The 16,350-nt window shown below is 69.0% G+C and carries 16 protein-coding genes; 5 read left to right on the top strand and 11 right to left on the bottom strand.

What is annotated here, in order from left to right:
* Positions 1 to 46 precede the first annotated feature (46 nt).
* The 6 genes from ABD793_RS31750 to ABD793_RS31725 form a co-directional block, all read right to left on the bottom strand.
* Positions 47 to 757: a TetR/AcrR family transcriptional regulator gene (locus ABD793_RS31750; RefSeq protein WP_344866722.1), complete on the bottom strand. Its 711-nt coding sequence runs from the start codon at positions 755 to 757 to the stop codon at positions 47 to 49.
* 10 nt (positions 758 to 767) lie between these two features.
* A complete protein-coding gene (locus ABD793_RS31745; protein ID WP_344866720.1) occupies positions 768 to 1,115 on the bottom strand; it encodes a Dabb family protein in 348 nt (115 codons plus the stop codon).
* A complete protein-coding gene (locus ABD793_RS31740; RefSeq protein WP_344866718.1) occupies positions 1,112 to 1,540 on the bottom strand; it encodes a metal-sulfur cluster assembly factor in 429 nt (142 codons plus the stop codon). The genes ABD793_RS31745 and ABD793_RS31740 overlap by 4 nt, the downstream gene beginning before the upstream one ends.
* Positions 1,537 to 2,628: an amidohydrolase family protein gene (locus ABD793_RS31735; RefSeq protein ID WP_344866716.1), complete on the bottom strand. Its 1,092-nt coding sequence runs from the start codon at positions 2,626 to 2,628 to the stop codon at positions 1,537 to 1,539. Before ABD793_RS31735 ends, ABD793_RS31740 begins: the two co-directional genes overlap by 4 nt.
* Positions 2,629 to 2,705: 77 nt before the next feature.
* Complete coding sequence (locus ABD793_RS31730; protein WP_344866714.1) at positions 2,706 to 4,253, bottom strand: class I adenylate-forming enzyme family protein; 1,548 nt, start codon at positions 4,251 to 4,253, stop codon at positions 2,706 to 2,708.
* Between the two features lie 46 nt (positions 4,254 to 4,299).
* A complete protein-coding gene (locus ABD793_RS31725; protein ID WP_344866712.1) occupies positions 4,300 to 5,196 on the bottom strand; it encodes an alpha/beta hydrolase in 897 nt (298 codons plus the stop codon).
* Positions 5,197 to 5,285: 89 nt separating this feature from the next.
* Here ABD793_RS31725 and ABD793_RS31720 point away from each other — a divergent pair, with 89 nt between their 5' ends.
* A complete protein-coding gene (locus ABD793_RS31720; protein WP_344866710.1) occupies positions 5,286 to 5,909 on the top strand; it encodes an MBL fold metallo-hydrolase in 624 nt (207 codons plus the stop codon).
* Positions 5,910 to 5,934: 25 nt separating this feature from the next.
* On the opposite strand, the gene ABD793_RS31715 is transcribed toward ABD793_RS31720, so the two are convergent.
* Positions 5,935 to 6,402, bottom strand: a complete 468-nt coding sequence (locus tag ABD793_RS31715) for a DUF309 domain-containing protein (protein ID WP_344866708.1) — start codon at positions 6,400 to 6,402, stop codon at positions 5,935 to 5,937.
* A 67-nt stretch (positions 6,403 to 6,469) separates the two neighbouring features.
* Between ABD793_RS31715 and guaB1 the strand changes: the two genes are divergently transcribed.
* A complete protein-coding gene (gene guaB1, locus ABD793_RS31710) occupies positions 6,470 to 7,909 on the top strand; it encodes a GMP reductase (RefSeq protein WP_344866706.1) in 1,440 nt (479 codons plus the stop codon).
* Between the two features lie 49 nt (positions 7,910 to 7,958).
* On the opposite strand, the gene phoH2 is transcribed toward guaB1, so the two are convergent.
* Positions 7,959 to 9,245, bottom strand: coding sequence for an RNA 5'-3' helicase PhoH2 (gene phoH2, locus ABD793_RS31705; protein WP_344866933.1), 1,287 nt, complete (start codon positions 9,243 to 9,245; stop codon positions 7,959 to 7,961).
* Positions 9,246 to 9,976: 731 nt separating this feature from the next.
* Here phoH2 and ABD793_RS31700 point away from each other — a divergent pair.
* Entirely contained in the window at positions 9,977 to 10,219 is a 243-nt protein-coding gene (locus ABD793_RS31700) for a hypothetical protein (protein WP_344866704.1), read from the top strand.
* A gap of 776 nt (positions 10,220 to 10,995) precedes the next feature.
* On the opposite strand, the gene ABD793_RS31695 is transcribed toward ABD793_RS31700, so the two are convergent.
* Complete coding sequence (locus ABD793_RS31695; RefSeq protein WP_344866702.1) at positions 10,996 to 11,772, bottom strand: isoprenyl transferase; 777 nt, start codon at positions 11,770 to 11,772, stop codon at positions 10,996 to 10,998.
* Between the two features lie 120 nt (positions 11,773 to 11,892).
* Between ABD793_RS31695 and trhA the strand changes: the two genes are divergently transcribed.
* A complete protein-coding gene (gene trhA, locus ABD793_RS31690) occupies positions 11,893 to 12,534 on the top strand; it encodes a PAQR family membrane homeostasis protein TrhA (protein ID WP_425548802.1) in 642 nt (213 codons plus the stop codon).
* A 53-nt stretch (positions 12,535 to 12,587) separates the two neighbouring features.
* Here trhA and ABD793_RS31685 read toward each other — a convergent pair whose 3' ends face one another.
* Positions 12,588 to 13,490 carry an MBL fold metallo-hydrolase gene (locus tag ABD793_RS31685; RefSeq protein ID WP_344866698.1) on the bottom strand — a complete coding sequence of 301 codons (903 nt, stop codon included), beginning with the start codon at positions 13,488 to 13,490 and terminating at the stop codon, positions 12,588 to 12,590.
* Between the two features lie 95 nt (positions 13,491 to 13,585).
* Between ABD793_RS31685 and ABD793_RS31680 the strand changes: the two genes are divergently transcribed.
* Positions 13,586 to 14,527: an AraC family transcriptional regulator gene (locus ABD793_RS31680; RefSeq protein WP_344866696.1), complete on the top strand. Its 942-nt coding sequence runs from the start codon at positions 13,586 to 13,588 to the stop codon at positions 14,525 to 14,527.
* On the opposite strand, the gene ABD793_RS31675 is transcribed toward ABD793_RS31680, so the two are convergent.
* Complete coding sequence (locus ABD793_RS31675; protein WP_344866694.1) at positions 14,447 to 16,342, bottom strand: acyl-CoA dehydrogenase family protein; 1,896 nt, start codon at positions 16,340 to 16,342, stop codon at positions 14,447 to 14,449. The two genes, ABD793_RS31680 and ABD793_RS31675, sit on opposite strands and share 81 nt — an antisense overlap.
* Positions 16,343 to 16,350: the final 8 nt, after the last annotated feature.

The following is a 16,350-nucleotide window of genomic DNA, read 5'->3' as shown; positions in this document are numbered from 1 at the left end:
ACTCGACAGTAGATACCGGCGGTAGGCCGTCACGGGCGCCGGGACTTCAGGAAGGACTGCCTGCCTGCGGATCTTCGCGGTCTGCCTGCGGGTCTTCGGGCACCGGGTCGGGATCGTCGGCGAGGTAGATGGCGCGCATCCACACGCTCGTCGCCGACTCCACGAGATCGTCGACCGACATCGCACCCGGTGCGTCGATCAGCTCCAGGAAGAGCATCCGCTCGCCGTGCCAGATCAGGTTGCGCGCGAGCCTGCCCGGCTCCGGACCGTCCGGGGCGATGCCCCGCTGCCGCTCGCGCTCGATCGCGCGAGTCATCCGCTCGACCGGCTGCGTGATGAGGTCGTGCCACAGGGTGCGGGCCTCGGCAACGGAATTCCACAGATCTGCGCCCTCCCGCATCACCGCTCCGTGCGCGAGCCAGAAATCGACGACCGCGCGGATGGTGGCCGTCATCGACTCGCGCGGCCGGACGGATTCCGGGCGCTGGAACCACGATTCGTTCGTGTCGTAGAACACCAGCAGCCGGTCGCGCACCCTGGCGAGCAGCGAAGCGTAGGCCTCGTGTTTCGACTTGAAGTAGAAGTAGAAGCGAGTGCGGGTGATGCCTGCTTCCTCGGAGATCTGCTCGACACCCAGGTCTCGCAGCGGAGTCTCGGTCAGCAACCGCTCCAAGGCGTCCAGGATCAACTCGTCTCGCCGCCGGGTGGCCCGGGTCTTGCGCGTACCGCTCCTGGCGGCGGCTGGCGGTCCTGACATCGAGCCGACTTTACCTCGTGCGCGCGGGACCGCCCATCGTCCGTCCCGAACTCGCGGGCCCCGCCGTGGGCAGCCGGAATTGAACGCGCTCGATCGAGGAGCAGAGCGGCCCGAGCAGCCCGAGCCGGATCCGACGGTGTTCGGCGTTCTCGTCGTAGGCGCGGTACGCCTCCTCGTCGGCGAGGTCGACAGTCACCGCGAAGTCCGCGTTTCCCGCGCGGAGCCCGAGGTCGACCCCGGCGTGCAACTCGATTTCGACACCGGGAACCGCCAGTTCCCGGAGGGCTTGCAGACCAGCCTCCAGTGCAGCGAGGTCCACCTCGTCCGACACCCTGCCCAGCACGACATTGCGAATCACCCGCCGCCTCCGGTTCCGGCTCGGCCACGCTCCCACTCCCGGGGACGGACCGGAACGCTGCGCAGGGAGGCCGACCGCCGCTCGTCGAGCGCCCGCCTGCCGTGCTCGCTCATGAGCTCCGGTGTCCACATCGTGGCGGTGTCCACCTCCACCCGGACGGCCTCGACCCCGTCGACCTCGGCGACGCGATCCTCGATCCCGTCGGCGATGGAGCTCATCAGGATGCACGACGGTGCCGTCGGACTGATCGTGATCACGACGGTGCCGTCCCAGTCGAGGTGCCACTGCCGGACCAGGCCCATGTCCCGGACGCTCATCGGCGCCTTGGCGGCGATGCTGCAGGGATCGTCGACCCTGCTGAGCGCGTCCTCGATCGCGGCGTGCAGTCCGGCGTTGCCGGGCGAGCCGTGCGGTTCGGCGCTCACCGCCGGAACTCCGCCCGATCGGAGGCGAACTCCTTTTTCCAGGCCGCGTAGGGCTCCGGTCGCGGTTCCGCGCGCCGGGCCATCGAGAACTGGTCGTCGGCGATCCTCGCCTTCGCGGACTCGACGTCGAGATCGACCACGCGCGCGTAGTTGAGCCCGAGGATCTTGGCCTTGTCCGCACGGGTCAGCGGCTCGACCCCGGTGCCCGCACAGGTCTTCTCGGAGAACTGGAACTTCGTGAACGCTTCGAGAAACGGCTGTGTGTGGGCGAACATCGCGCCGTCGGAGAAGACGATCTTGTCCGGGCCGCCCCAGAGGATGAAGTCGGCCAGCACCTCCTCGAACATCTGCGGCGCCTTGAGCAGGAGCAGGCTGGTGACCTCGAGATTGGCGTAGACGTTGGGAAAACGGGCCAGCGCAAGGGAAGTCTCCCGAGTGAAGGCCAGCCCGGCGTGGATGATCTCGAAGTTCATCTCCGGGTAGCGGCCTGCCGCACCGTCCACGTCGTCGATCCGGTACGGGTTCATCGGCACCGGCCCGAGTGGCGCCGCCTTGTGGATGGCGACCGTCTTCAGCCCGTGCTCGATCGCCCGCTCGATGATCGGGAAGGCGAGGTCCGGATCGTCGAGCCGCCACGAACGGTCCGGTTCGACCTGCGCCGGGTACATCTTCAGCCCGATGGCCTGCGGCAGCTCGGCCATCTGCTCGTCCAGCTCACGCAGGCAGGTCTCCAGACCCGCGGTCGGGTCCACGCCGACGTAGGCGAGGAAGCGGTCCGGGTGCTTCGTCGCTGCCTCGACGGTCTTGCACCGCGCGGCCAGCCCGTCGTCGAAGTACGAGTCGAGGCGCAGCGTATGGGTCGAGGCGAGGTCGACGTCGGACTCCACGAACAGCGCCTGCGCGAGGGCATCGACGGTCCAGTCGGAGGTGAACTCCTCGTGCGTCATCCGGGCATGCGGTGGCGACCACGACTCGTGCAGCCCCCAGAGCATGTCGCACAGCAGCTGTCCCGGCCGGTTCCGGATGTTGGCAGGCTCGAGATTGTAGGCGTGCGCGACCGCATTGATCACGAAGTAGTCGTCGATCATCGTTGACCTCCTGTGCTGGGTGGTGCGTGCCGCCGGATCGGCGGCATCGCGACGAGCGTCGTGTTGGGTGGACGGGATCAGATTCGGCGCGTCGTCGTAGCCCAGTACTCGTCGCGCAGCGCGCGCTTGAGCACCTTGCCGACGCCGGAGCGCGGGAGATCGCGCAGGATGATGCGTTTCGGTGCCTTCACCGAGCCGAGATGCGCCTTGCACTGCGCGATGAGGGACTGTTCGTCGAGCGGGAAGCCGGGTTTGGCCTCGATCACCGCGGTGACCGCCTCGCCCCACTTCGGGTCCGGCAGGCCGATGACCGCGCAGTCGCCGACGGCCGGGAACGTGTGCAGGAACGCCTCGACCTCGGACGGGAACACGTTGAATCCGCCGGTGATGATCATGTCTTTCTTGCGGTCGACGAGGTAGACGAACCCGTCCTCGTCACGCAGGCCGACGTCGCCGGTGCCGTACCAGCCCCCTGGCCGGACGGTCTGCGCAGTCGCCTCGGCGTCCTGCCAGTAACCGGCGAAAACCAGTTCGGACCGCACGACGATCTCCCCGCTCTCCCCCGGGCCGAGCAGCGCGCCCTCGTCATCCATGATCTCGATCCGGGCGATCTCCGACGGCCTTCCGCAGGACGCCAGCCTGCGGCTCAGCGCGGGATCCGCGACCGCGGCGGCGATCTCCGGCGCCTCGTGCACGGTGCAGATCAGCGGGGCCTCCGCCTGTCCGAAGGTCTGCGTCAGCACCGGCCCGAACACTTCGACCGCTTCAGCGAGCCGGTCCGGTGCCAGTGGCGCGCCGGCGATCAGGAACTGACGCAGGGACGAGTAGTCGTGCTCGCGAACGTGCGGGTCGGCGAGCAGCTTGTACAAGGCGGTCGGCGGAAGGAAGATCGCCGAGACCCGGTTGCGTTCGATCGATCCGAAAATCCGGTCGGGAACCACGGCGTGGTGCACGATCACCGCGCCGCCGTCGGCCAGTGCCGGGAAGCAGAGCAGACCGGCGGCATGCGTCATCGGGGTGGCGCAGAGGTAGCGGGACGGAGCGGGTGCACGCAGGTGGATCCGGAAGGCCAGGCACATCAGATGGATCTGGTGGTTCGTGATAGGGACCGCTTTCGAGCGGCCGGTCGTCCCGCCGGTCGGGAGCAGCATCGCGATGCGGTCCGGTTCGAAGGCCGGGTCCGGTGCACGGAATTCCGGTGGCGCCAGCCAGTCGGCGAAGCCGGTATCACCGCCGAAGCCGACGGACGGGTCGAGGCCCTCGACCCGTTCTTCGAGTTCGGCGACCCGATCGGACAGATCCTGGTGGTGGATGATCCGCCGGCAACCGACCGTGGCGAGGAAACCCGCCTGGTCCGCCGCTCCGGAGGCGACGTTGATCGCGGTCCAGATCGCTCCCGCCCGGAGGATGCCGGCGACCCCGGCGAGGGCAAGCGGATGGTTGGTGCTGAGGATGCCGATGCGATCCCCCGGCCGCACTCCGTCACGGACAAGCGCTCCGGCAATCCGGTGGGTCAGGGTGCGGAACTCGTCGTGCGTCAGTACGACGGTCCCGTCCGGATCGACGAGGCACGGAGCGGACGGCGCCATTTGCGCACCGCGATCGATGTAGTCGACGAGCATCATGCGAAGACCTCGTTGTCAACGTGGGTAAGGGAAACTCGCGGCGCGTTCAGCTCACGATGGTGCGGAGCAGTGCGCAGGCATCGTCGATGACGCGCGCACCGGCCGGGATCTGCTTCGGCACCAGCGGTGCGTGGTGAATGATCCCGGGAACGCACACGTCCTCGGCGCGACCGCCCTCCTCGCGGATCCGCTCGGCGAAGGCGTGCCCTTCGTCGCGAAGCGGATCGAACTCGGCGGTGACGACAACAGTGGGCGGGAGTCCGCTCAGGTCCAGGGCACGGAACGGGAAGACGAGCGGGTCGTCGTGTGCCGCGCCAGGGGCGTACTGCTCGAACATCCAGTCCATTTGCTCGCCGGAGAGCAGGTAGTCCTCGTCCAGAGTGTGCCGAGACGTCGTACCCGAATCCCGGTCCAGCACGGGGAGCAGTAACACCAGCCCGGCCAAACCGGTATCGCCCCGCTCGCGCAGCCGTAGCGCCGTCGCGGCCGCGAGGCATCCCCCGCTGGACTCGCCTGCCAGGAACAGCTTTTCGCCCGGGTTGGCGCGGGAGACGGCCGTGAGGACCGCGGTGATTTCGTCGAGCTGACGGGGGTGGGTCGCCTCCGGAGCAAGCGAGAAGTCGACCGCCACGACGGTGCAGCCGGAACGGTTGGCGAACCGGCGGCACAGCGTGTCGTGGGTGTGCAACCCACACCGGGTGAACGAACCACCGTGCAGGTAAACCACATTCCCCAGTGGCTCGGTACCGGGCCGGTAGCTCCGTACGGCGACGCCGCCGACCGTCCGGTCGTCGACGGCGTGGACGTCTTCCCGCTCGAATCCGAACGGGATCAACGCCTCGACCGACGCCCGCATCTCGGCGATCGACGTCTCCGACAGCGGTTTGGCCGGCTTCCGCAGGGCGTTCTCGACAAAGGCTTCGGCGGCTTGATCGAGTGGCATGGCGAGAACAATACACGACGTCTTGTATTGTTCAAGACCACGGCAACGACACTGTCGACCCGCGGCCGGCGTACTAGGGTCTGCAGACCATGACGGCGATAGTGCAGAACCTGATCACGTCGGGTGTTTTCGAGCTCGACGGCGGCAGCTGGGACGTGGACAACAACGTCTGGATCGTCGGCGACGGCACCGAGGTGATCGTGATCGACGCAGCACACGACGCGGACGCCATCGCGGACGTGGTCGGCGAGCGCACGGTCCAGGCGATCGTCTGCACGCACGCGCACAACGACCACGTCAACGCCGCGCCGGCGCTGGCCGAACGGACCGGCGCGCCGATCCTGCTGCACCCGGCCGACCGCGTGGTGTGGGACCTGACCCACCCGGACCGCGCCCCGGACGGCGAACTCTCCGACGACCAGCGGATCACCGTCGCCGGCACCGAACTCACCGTGCTGCACACCCCCGGCCACGCACCGGGTGCGGTCTGCCTGTACAGCCCCGAACTCGGCGTGCTGTTCACCGGAGACACCCTGTTCCACGGCGGCCCCGGCGCCACCGGACGGTCCTATTCGGACTATCCGACGATCGTGAAGTCCATCCGGGAACGGCTGTTCACCCTGCCGGAGACGACGATCGTGCGCACCGGGCACGGCGAGGGCAGCACGATCGGCGCGGAAAAAGCGGCCTCGGCAGGCTGGCCGGAGGCCTGAACCGGGACTGGCGGGCCGGCCCGGACTAGCGGGTCAGCCGGGGACTCTGCGGCTCGGCCCGCGCGTGGTTGCGCACTTCCGCGGCCAGCGCGCGGGCCCAGCTGAGCAGACCGGGCACGTCGAGATCGTGCGGTGCGGTCTCGCGGTACGGCTCGATGTTGTCCGCACCGCGTTCGAGCAGGGCGGCCGCGCCGCTGCTGTTGCCGCGCAACGCGTGCGTCAGGCCCACGGCGAGCTGGGCGAGGCCACGCCACAGCTCGCGCTCGGGACCGTCGGTCGCTTTCCACGCGTCCTCGAACACCTCGTGCGCGTGGAACGGCCGTCCGGTGTCGAGCAGCTGCTGTGCCTCGGCCAGGGTCTCCTGCGGAGTGCGCAGCACACCCTCCGGCTGCCGGTCCACGCCCTGCTCGCCGTAGGGCAGCGGGCGGCCGAGGCCGTCGCGCGGGCGGGCGTTGCGCGCACGGCCCGTTTCGTCGCGATCACGGCCGTTCATGCGGCCATTGTTCCACGGGGCACGCCGGGTTCGCGTCCCGCGCACGGGCCACGTAGCCTGGGGACTCGTGCGCTTTCTGGATGGGCATGTGCCCGCTCACGACCTGACCTACGACGACGTCTTCCTGCTGCCGAACCGCTCGGACGTCGAGTCCCGTTTCGACGTGGATTTGTCCACTGTGGATGGCACCGGTGCGACGATCCCGGTGGTGGTGGCGAACATGACCGCCGTCGCAGGCCGCCGGATGGCGGAGACGGTGGCCCGCCGCGGCGGGCTGGTGGTACTGCCGCAGGACGTGGACACCGCCGCCGTCGCCGAGATCGTCACCTGGGTGAAGAGCCGCAATCCGGTCTGGGACACGCCGCTGGTGCTCACCGGTGGTGACGCAGTCGCGGACGCGCTGAACCTGGTGCACAAGCGAGCCCACGGCGCGGTCGTGATCGTCGACGCCGACGGCAAGCCCGTTGGCATCGTCGACGAGGCCGCCTGCGCGGGTGTGGACCGCTTCGCCCGGCTGGCCGACGTCGCACAGCCGCCGACCGTCGCGGTGCCGCTGGACACCGAACCGCGGGAGGTCTTCGAACGGCTGCACGCCCACGGTGGCCGTCTCGCGCTCGGCCTCGACGAGGAAGGCCGGCTCGCCGGCGTACTGACCGAGGTCGGCGCACTGCGCGCGGGCATCTACACACCGGCCGCCGACGAGGCGGGCAAGCTTCGGGTGGCCGCGGCCGTCGGGGTGAACGGCGACGTCGCGGCCAAGGCCGAGGCGGTGCTGGCGGCAGGCGTGGACGTGCTGGTGGTGGACACCGCGCACGGGCACCAGGAGAAGATGATCGCCGCGCTGAAGGCGGTCCGGTCGGTGTCCCCGAAGGTCCCGGTGGTCGCGGGCAACGTGGTCACCGCCGAGGGCACCCGTGACCTGATCCAGGCAGGCGCGGACGTGGTCAAGGTCGGGGTCGGACCGGGCGCGATGTGCACCACCCGGATGATGACCGGCGTCGGCCGTCCGCAGTTCTCCGCGGTCGCGGACTGCGCGGCGGCGGCTCGCGAACTCGGCAAGCACGTCTGGGCGGACGGCGGCGTGCGGCACCCGCGGGACGTCGCGCTGGCGCTGGCCGCGGGCGCATCCGCGGCGATGGTGGGCTCCTGGTTCGCCGGCACCCACGAGTCTCCCGGCGACCTGCGCTACGACGAGCAGGGCCGGCCGTACAAGGAGTCGTTCGGCATGGCGTCGAAGCGGGCCGTCGGCGCCCGCACGCGCACGGACAACGTGTTCGACCGCGCACGCAAGGCCTTGTTCGAGGAGGGCATCTCCACGTCCCGGATGGCGCTGGACCCGACCCGGCCCGGCGTCGAGGACCTGCTCGACTCGATCTGCTCGGGGGTGCGCTCGTCGTGCACCTACGCGGGTGCCCGCACGCTCGAGGAGCTGCACGCCCGTGCCGTACTGGGCGTGCAGTCGGCCGCCGGTTTCGCCGAGGGCAGGCCGCTGCCGTCGGGCTGGTGAAACCGGCCGGTGCCGGGGACCCCGTCGTGGCGCCCCCGGCACCTCCGGATCAGCCGTGGTCCTCCAGCAGCTCGGTGACCAGTGCCGCAATCGGCGAGCGTTCCGAGCGGGTGAGGGTCACGTGCGCGAACAGCGGGTGCCCCTTCAGCTTCTCGATCACCGCCGAGACGCCGTCGTGCCTGCCGACGCGGAGGTTGTCGCGCTGGGCCACGTCGTGCGTGAGCACCACCCGCGACGCCGTGCCCAGCCGGGAGAGCACGGTCAGCAGCACGTTGCGCTCGAGTGACTGCGCCTCGTCGACGATCACGAACGAATCGTGCAGCGACCGGCCGCGGATGTGCGTGAGCGGCAGCACCTCCAGCATGCCGCGGTCGAACACCTCGTCCAGTACGTCCTGGCTGACCAGCGCACCGAGCGTGTCGAACACCGCCTGCGCCCACGGCTGCATCTTCTCGCTCTCGGAACCGGGCAGATAGCCCAGCTCCTGGCCGCCGACGGCGTAGACCGGCCGGAACACCACCACCTTGCGGTGTTGCCGTCGTTCCATCACCGCTTCCAGTCCCGCGCACAGCGCCAGCGCCGATTTTCCGGTGCCGGCGCGGCCGCCGAGCGAGACGATGCCGACGTCGGAATCGAGCAGCAGGTCGAGTGCGACGCGCTGTTCGGCGGAACGGCCGTGCAGGCCGAACGCCTCGCGATCCCCGCGCACCAGCCGCACGCGCTTGTCCGCGGTGACCCGGCCGAGCGCGCTGGAGCTGCCGGCGAGCAGCCGCAGCCCGGTGTGGCAGGGCAGCTCACCCAGCTCGCTGAGGCCGAACTCCGCCGGATCCGCCGAACCGCCGGAGAACAGCGCGTCGATCAGCTCCTGCGGGGCATCTGCGTCCGCCATGCCCGTCCAGCCCGATGGCGTGACCTCCTGCGCGCGGTACTCGTCGGCGACCAGGCCGACCGCCCCCGCCTTGACCCGAAGCGGGATGTCCTTCGTCACCAGTGTGACCGATTCGCGCTCGGTGGCGAGGTTGAGCGCGCACGCGAGGATGCGGTGGTCGTTGGAGTCGGTCCGGAAGCCCACCGGGAGCACGGACGGATCCGTGTGGTTGAGCTCCACCTGCAGGGTGCCGCCGTGGTCCCCGATCGGGACCGGGGCGTCGAGCCTGCCGTGCAGCAGGCGCAGATCGTCGAGCAGGCGGAGCGATTCCCTGGCGAACCAGCCCAGCTCGGAATGGTGGCGCTTGGCCTCCAATTCACTGATGACGACCAGCGGGAGCACCACGGCGTGTTCGGCGAACCGGGTGACCGCCCACGGGTCGGAGAGCAGCACCGAGGTGTCGAGCACATAGGTGCAGCGCGGGGATTCGGGCGAGATCGAGGCTTTCTCCGGGGCCGAGGCACCGGTCGAAGAACGGCCAGAGGCCTTGCGGGGTGAACGCTGCGCAGTCACGACGGCATCTCCCTCGAGGGCGTGTGCACCCCACGCCCGCACTCGCTGGGCCGGGCACCTCCCTGGCGGTTCGCACTCCCTGACGCCGGATGCGTCAGGGCACGCGACCTGCAGGGCCGGGTGCCGGCCCCCTCGTGCACCGTGTGAGCGGCTGAGCCGCTCCCTCGATCACTGCCACGACCAGGGCCTCCCGCGAGAACCCGCACGGAACGCGAGCCCTCACTTCCGGAAGGTACCCACGTCCGCCGGATCATGCAGGCAGCCACACAGGTGATTCGCCGATTCGTCATCTCACCGTCAGTGGGCCGACACTGACCGTCGGCGACAGTGACCCAGTGTCACCAGGTGCGCGATCGAGGGGTCCCGCGGTCGCATGATTTCTCCGTATTGATTACCGTGTGCAGGGAAATGCCGGAGAAAAGGCTTGTACCACGGGGACAACCGTAATGCATTTCGCATCCGGGGTAGTGGACCGTACCGAGTGAAAGCCGCCCATCCGGACTCACACAATGGGCGTACGGAACATTCCCCGACGGCCACATGCGGGTAATTTCCTCACTGCGGGACACACCACCGGAACGCTCCGGTGCCCCGGATCCCAGTATCTCAACTTAGGAGTGTGCGAAGTGCTGAAGAAGGCTGGAATCGTCGCCGGTGCGGCCGCGGGCCTGATGATGATCGGCGGCACGGCGTTCGCCTCGCCCGCCGACACGACCGGCACCCCGGACCCGACGTTCGGCGACGCGTACGCCACCTTCATCGAAGGCGGCGGCGCACTGGGCTATGGCGCAGCCTCGCTGGTTGCCGGTGCCTACACCGGTATCGCCACGACCCCGGCCCTGGTTGCCCACTCGCTCGAGCACCACTGACGCGAGCGTGCTGGCGAAGGCCCCGGAGCCCGGCTCCGGGGCCTTCGCCGTGCCTGGGATCGGTTGGGATCGGTTGCGCCTCGGGATCGGCTGCACCCCCGGGCAGTGGGACCAACGGCGAGTTGGCTCCCGCGCCGGTCGGGACCAGGGCAACTGGCCCCCGGGCCGGTCGGGTCCCAGCGCCGGTGCGGTAGCGGGCCGGTTGAGGCCAAGCTGATTGGGGCCAGGCCGGTTCGGTCCCCGTCGGTTCAGACCAGATCGGTTCGGTCCCCCGTCGGTTCAGGCCAGGCCGGTTCGGCCCTCGGTCAGTTGAGGCCAGGCCGGTTCGGTCCTCGGTCAGTTGAGGCCAGGGCGATTGGGGCCAGGGGCGGATCGGGTCCCGGGTCGGTTGGGTCCCGGGTCGGTTGGGTCCCGGGTCGGTTGGGTCCCGGGCGGATTGGATTCGGGTCGGTTGGGTCCAAGGTCGACGGTGCGCCGGAGCGGTTGCTCTCCGCGCCGGTGTCGGTTGTGCGGCCGGGGCGGTTGGGTCCGGGAACGGTTGCACGCCGGAGCGCCCGCAACCCCGGATCGTTGGCACTTCTGGCCGGCTGTGCCGCAGGCCGTTTGCGTCCGGGGGCTCGACTGTGCGGTGAGTCGGCTGCGCCCCGGATCGGCGGTGACTCAAACCCACTGCGCCGTGGGCCGTTCATGTCCGGGGCTGACTGTGCCCTGACCCGGCTGCGGCCCGCTTCAGCTGTGGCCTGGGTTGGTTTTGCCCGGGTTGAGTGCGCGCGGGGTCAGTTGCCGAAGCGGCGGTGCCGCCAGGCGTAGTCGCGGATTGCGCGCAGGAAGTCCACCCGCCGGAATGCCGGCCAGTACGCCTCGGTGAACCAGAATTCCGAATGCGCTGACTGCCACAGCAGAAATCCGGAAAGCCGCTGTTCACCGGAAGTCCGGATAATCAAGTCCGGGTCCGGCTGTCCGGACGTGTACAGGTGTTCGGAGATGTGGTCCACGTCGAGCATTTTCGCCAGCTCGCGAATGGAAGTGCCTTCGTCCGCGTGCTGGAGCAGCAGCTTGCGCACGGCGTCGGCAATCTCCTGCTGCCCGCCGTAACCGACCGCGACGTTCACCTCCATGCCCTCGCGATCCGCGGTGCGGGCGGCCGCCCCGGTGAGTTTTTGCGCCACCTCCAGCGGCAGCAGGTCGAGGGCGCCCACGATGCGCAACCGCCAGGGCACGCTGGGTGCGGCCAGTTCGTCGGTGACGTCGGTGATGATCTTCAGCAGCGGCATCAGCTCGTCCGGCGCGCGGTGAAGATTGTCCGTGGACAGCAGCCACATCGTCACGACCTCGACCTCGGCCTCCCGGCACCAGCTCAGGAAGTCGGCGATCTTCTTGGCGCCCGCGCGGTGCCCGTCGGCCACGTCGGTGAACCCGGCTTCACGCGCCCACCGGCGGTTTCCGTCGAGGATGATGGCGATATGCCGCGGATGCCGACCCGCCGCCTGCTGGATCAGGCGGCGGCCGTAGACGCCGTAAACGACGTCGGACAGAAAGGACCGGAGGCTCACGTCAGCTGAGCGTACGCACCCCTCAGTTCCGGGTGTGACGCGCCACGGGGGCTGGCGAAAAACCTACGGTCCCGTAGCGTGGGCCCGGTGAGCGTGACGACCGAACCCCCACCGCCGCCCGTGGACACCAGGCCGCGGCTGCGTGGGCACATCCACTTCTGGTCCTTCTTCGGCGCGGTCGCCTGCGCCGCCACGCTGATCAGCCTCGCCGCCGCCACCGTCTCCCCGGTCGCGGCACTCGCGACCTCCGTCTACGGCCTCACCGTGCTGGGCCTGTTCGGCGTGAGCGCGCTGTACCACCGCCGGCTCTGGAGCCCGCGCGCGTACAAGTGGATGAAGCGCGCCGACCACTCGATGATCTTCCTGTTCATCGCAGGCACCTACACCCCGTTCACCCTGCTGGCCATGTCGAAGCCGACCGGCTACATCATCCTGGCCATCATCTGGGGCGGCGCGGTACTGGGCGTGACGATGAAGATGCTGTGGCCGCACGCCCCCCGCTGGCTCGGCGTACCGATCTACATCGCACTGGGCTGGGTAGCCGTCTTCGTGCTGCCGGAACTGGCCCGCCACGCCGGCCCGGCCGCCCTGGTCCTGATCTGCGTAGGCGGCCTCTTCTACACCCTCGGCGCCGTCTTCTACGCAGTCAAATGGCCCAACCACTGGCCGGAGACCTTCGGATACCACGAGTTCTTCCACGCGTGCACCGTGCTGGCCGCGGTGTCCCACTACATCGCGATCTGGCTGGCCATGTACGCCTAGGCACTTGACTTGCCGCCGAGTCGGCAGGGTGGCATCGGTCCAGGATCGACGCGTCATGGGGTCCAGGGCTGCACCGCGAAGCCGGTGCCGTTGCGGGTGATTTCGGTGGCTCCGGTGCCGGCGAAGTGGGCTGGGATCACCAGTTCCCGTTCGTCGGCGGCGTGTTCCAGCGTTTGGTTGCGGGTGGCGATCGCCTGGGCCGGGTTTTCGCAGAAACAGCTGTTGTGTTCCGGTGCCAGGATCTGGACCGGGCTGTGCAGGATGTCGCCGACGAACACCGCGCGGTCGCCGTTCGACTTCAAGCGCAGTATCGACGAGCCCGGGGTGTGTCCGGGGGCCGGTTCGAGGGTCAGGTTCCGGTCGATGCGGTGGCTGTTCTCCCACAACGTCGCGCGGTCGAGTACCGGTGCGATGCTGTCCTCGTAGACGAGGTGGCTTCCCTTGCGCCGCACCTGGTCGGACGCAGTACGCGGCACCGGACGGCGGTGCTCGTTGCGCGGATCGAAATAGACCTGGTCGAGCTTCGGGATCAAGTACGTCGCGTTGGGGAACGTGGGCACCCAGCCGCCGTCCCACCGGGTGTTCCAGCCGACGTGGTCGTAGTGGATGTGCGTGTTGACCACCAGATTCACCTCCTCGGCCCGCACGCCGGCCGCGGCAAGCCGCTCCGCGAACCCGGTGTCCAGATGGTCGAACAGCGGGATCTGCGGCCGATCGCGGCCGTTCCCGACGCCGGTGTCCACCAGGATCACCTTGCCCTCGCTGCGCAGCACCCAGGTCTGCACCGCGGCGTGGTACCGGTCCCGCTCCGGGTGCCAGTGGTCCGGGACGAGCAGGGATTCGTGGTCCCGCCACAGCTCGGGCGGACTGGGCACGATGTCCCGCGCGGGCGCGATCTCACCCTGCCATTCGACGACTCGGACGACCTCGACCGCACCCAGCTGAAAGCTTTGCATATCAGCCACGTTAGTCGGCCATAGTGAGACTATCCATGCGCAATATCCGCAATTTGATACGTGAAAGTCTCACCCGAGAGATTATACTGCGATCCATGGACCTCCTCAGCGACGCGATCGCCGTGATGCGCACCGGGGAACCGGCGTCCAACCGCATGTCGGCCGGCGAACAGTGGTGCTACCGGTTCGCCCCCTACGCCGGGGCCGGGTTCCACGTGCTGCTCCGCGGTTCCGGCTGGCTGCTTACCGACCACGGCGACCCGATCCGGCTCGGCACCGGCGATGCAGTTCTCCTCCCGCACGGCAGCGCGCACGTGCTGTCGAGCACGCCCGACGACCGAGCCGCGGTGCCGTTCGAAACCGCGGTGACCCAGCCCGACGGCACCACCGACATGCTGTGCGGGAAGTACCGTTTCGACCGTTCCCGCGCGCATTTCCTGATGTCCTCGCTGCCCGAAGTGGTCCACCTCCCTGCCGAAATCGGCGCGCATCCCGAGCTGCGCGCGGCGATTTCGTTGCTCGGCGGCGAGGTACACGGGACACAGCCGGGCCGGGACGCGGCCGTCGGCGGGCTGCTCGAACTGCTGCTCGCTTACCTGATCCGCGCATGGCTGGTGGAGAACGCCGAGGACGCCTGGCCGAAAGCCTTGCGTGACCCCGAAATCGCCGCGGCGCTGGAGGCGGTGCACGCGGACCCGGCACGGCCGTGGCAGCTGGCGGAGCTGGCCGCGGAGGTCAGGTTGTCCCGCGCCACGTTGGCTCGCCGCTTCACCGCGTTGACCGGCCGATCGCCGATGGCGTACCTCACCTGGTGGCGCATGACGGTCGCCGCGCGGCTCCTTCGCGACAGTGACCTCCAGCTGCCCGCTGTCGCGCGGCAGGTCGGGTACGGCTCACCGTTCGCGTTTTCGCATGCTTTCAAACGCCAGTTCGGCGTCGCGCCCGCGTCGTACCGGTCAGCTGCGGAGCATGGGAGCGGCGAGGAACTGCTCCGGGATGGCGAAGGCGTCCACGAGCGTGCGCGCGTGCGGACGTAGTTCACCGCACAGGCTGTTGACCGCCGCCGTCACTGCCTTCGAACGCGACGCCGTGATCCGACCGTGTTCCAGGAACCACGCGCGGTCGGCTTCAATGGCTGAAAGCGCGTACAGGTCACAGACGCGTTCGAGAAGCATCTTCGCCTCCGGATCCGCACATGCCTCGACAGCGCGCGCGAAGGCTTCGAGGACCAACCGCTCGACATGTACGCGACCGGCCAGCAGCACGTGGTCCTGCGCGTCGTTGAAGACGCCGAAGGGATCCTCGGCCGCCTTACGCAGACGGTTGGCGACGCCGTCGAGTACGTGCTCCTCGCGGTCCTCGAACAGCCGCAGCTGCCACTCACGATCGAAAAGCGCCGTGGCGTCATCGGAATCGGTGAACCGTTCGATGAATTGCCGCGCGGCCGTGCGTTCCAGGACCGTGCCGACCAACTGCTCGGCGACGAACCGCGCGGTCGCCAACGGGCTGAGGTCCTGGAAGTGCTCCTTGTAGCGGGTCAGCAGGCCTTTCGCGACCAGCTGCAGCAACACGGTGTTGTCACCCTCGAAGGTGGTGAACACGTCGGTGTCGGCCTTGAGCCCGGGAAGCAGGTTCTCCGAGAGGTAGCCCGCGCCGCCACAGGCCTCGCGCGCAGCCTGGATGGTGCTGGTGGCGTGCCAGGTCTGCACGGCCTTCAGCCCGGCCGCACGGGATTCCAGCTCACGCTGCTCTTCTTCCGGTGCGTCCGTCGCGATGTCGTTCAGCTTCGCGACGAGCTCTCCCTGCGCGAAGTGCAGTGCGTACGTCTTCGCCAACGCCGGCAGCAGTTTCCGTTGGTGCCCCAGGTAATCGAGGATCACCACCTCGTCGCCCTCGGGACGCCGAAACTGGCGCCGCTGCTCGCCGTAGCGAATCGCCAGCGCGAGCGCACGCTTCGTCGCATTGCCCGCACTGCCGCCGACGCTGACCCGGCCGCGGATCAGCGTGCCCAGCATGGTGAAGAACCGGCGGCCGTCACTCTCGATCGGACTGGAGTACGTGCCGTCCTCGGCGACGTCACCGAAGCGGTTCAGCAACGCCTCCCGCGGCACGCGCACCTGATCGAAGGTCAACCGTCCATTGTCGACACCGTTGAGACCGGCCTTGGGCCCGCAGTCCTCGATCGTCACCCCGGGCGCAGGCGCACCGGCTTCGTCGCGGATCGGCACCACGAAGGCGTGCACGCCCCGGGACCCACCGCCGGTGATCAGCTGCGCGAACACCACCGCGAGGCGGCCGTCGCGTGCGGCATTGCCGATGTATTCCTTGGTGGCGCCCGGATCCGGACTGTCCACTATGAACTCGCCGGACGCCGGGTCGTATTCGGCGGTGGTGTGCAGGTGCTGTACGTCGGAACCGTGCCCGTGCTCGGTCATCGCGAAACAGCCGAGCAGATCCAGATCCATGATCCGGCGCAGGTACTTCTCGTGGTGGCGTTCGGTGCCGAGCAGCTGCACGGCGCCACCGAACAGGCCCCACTGGACGCCGGCCTTGACCATCAGCGAAAGGTCACCCAGTCCGAGCATCTCGAACGACATCACCGACCCGCCGACGTCGCCCTTCCCGCCGTACGCCGGGTCGAAGCCGAGCGCGGGCCGGTCGGTGGCCGCGAGTTTCCGCAACTGGTCGAGCACCTGCGCGCGGTGCTCCTCGACGCCGACGTCACCCGCCTCCTGGAACTGTTCGGCGGCCATCTGCGCACGAACGCCGCGCTTCACCTCGCCCCACCGGCCGTCGAGCACGGCGGTGAGCAGGTCCGGATCCACTTTGTCAGGTACGACAGGGACGTCCACGGCTCCTC

This window comes from Amycolatopsis ultiminotia (genome assembly GCF_039536925.1).
GTDB lineage: Bacteria > Actinomycetota > Actinomycetes > Mycobacteriales > Pseudonocardiaceae > Amycolatopsis > Amycolatopsis ultiminotia.
The sequence above is the reverse complement of the archived record's forward strand: the minus strand, read 5'-3'. Positions and strand labels throughout refer to the sequence as shown.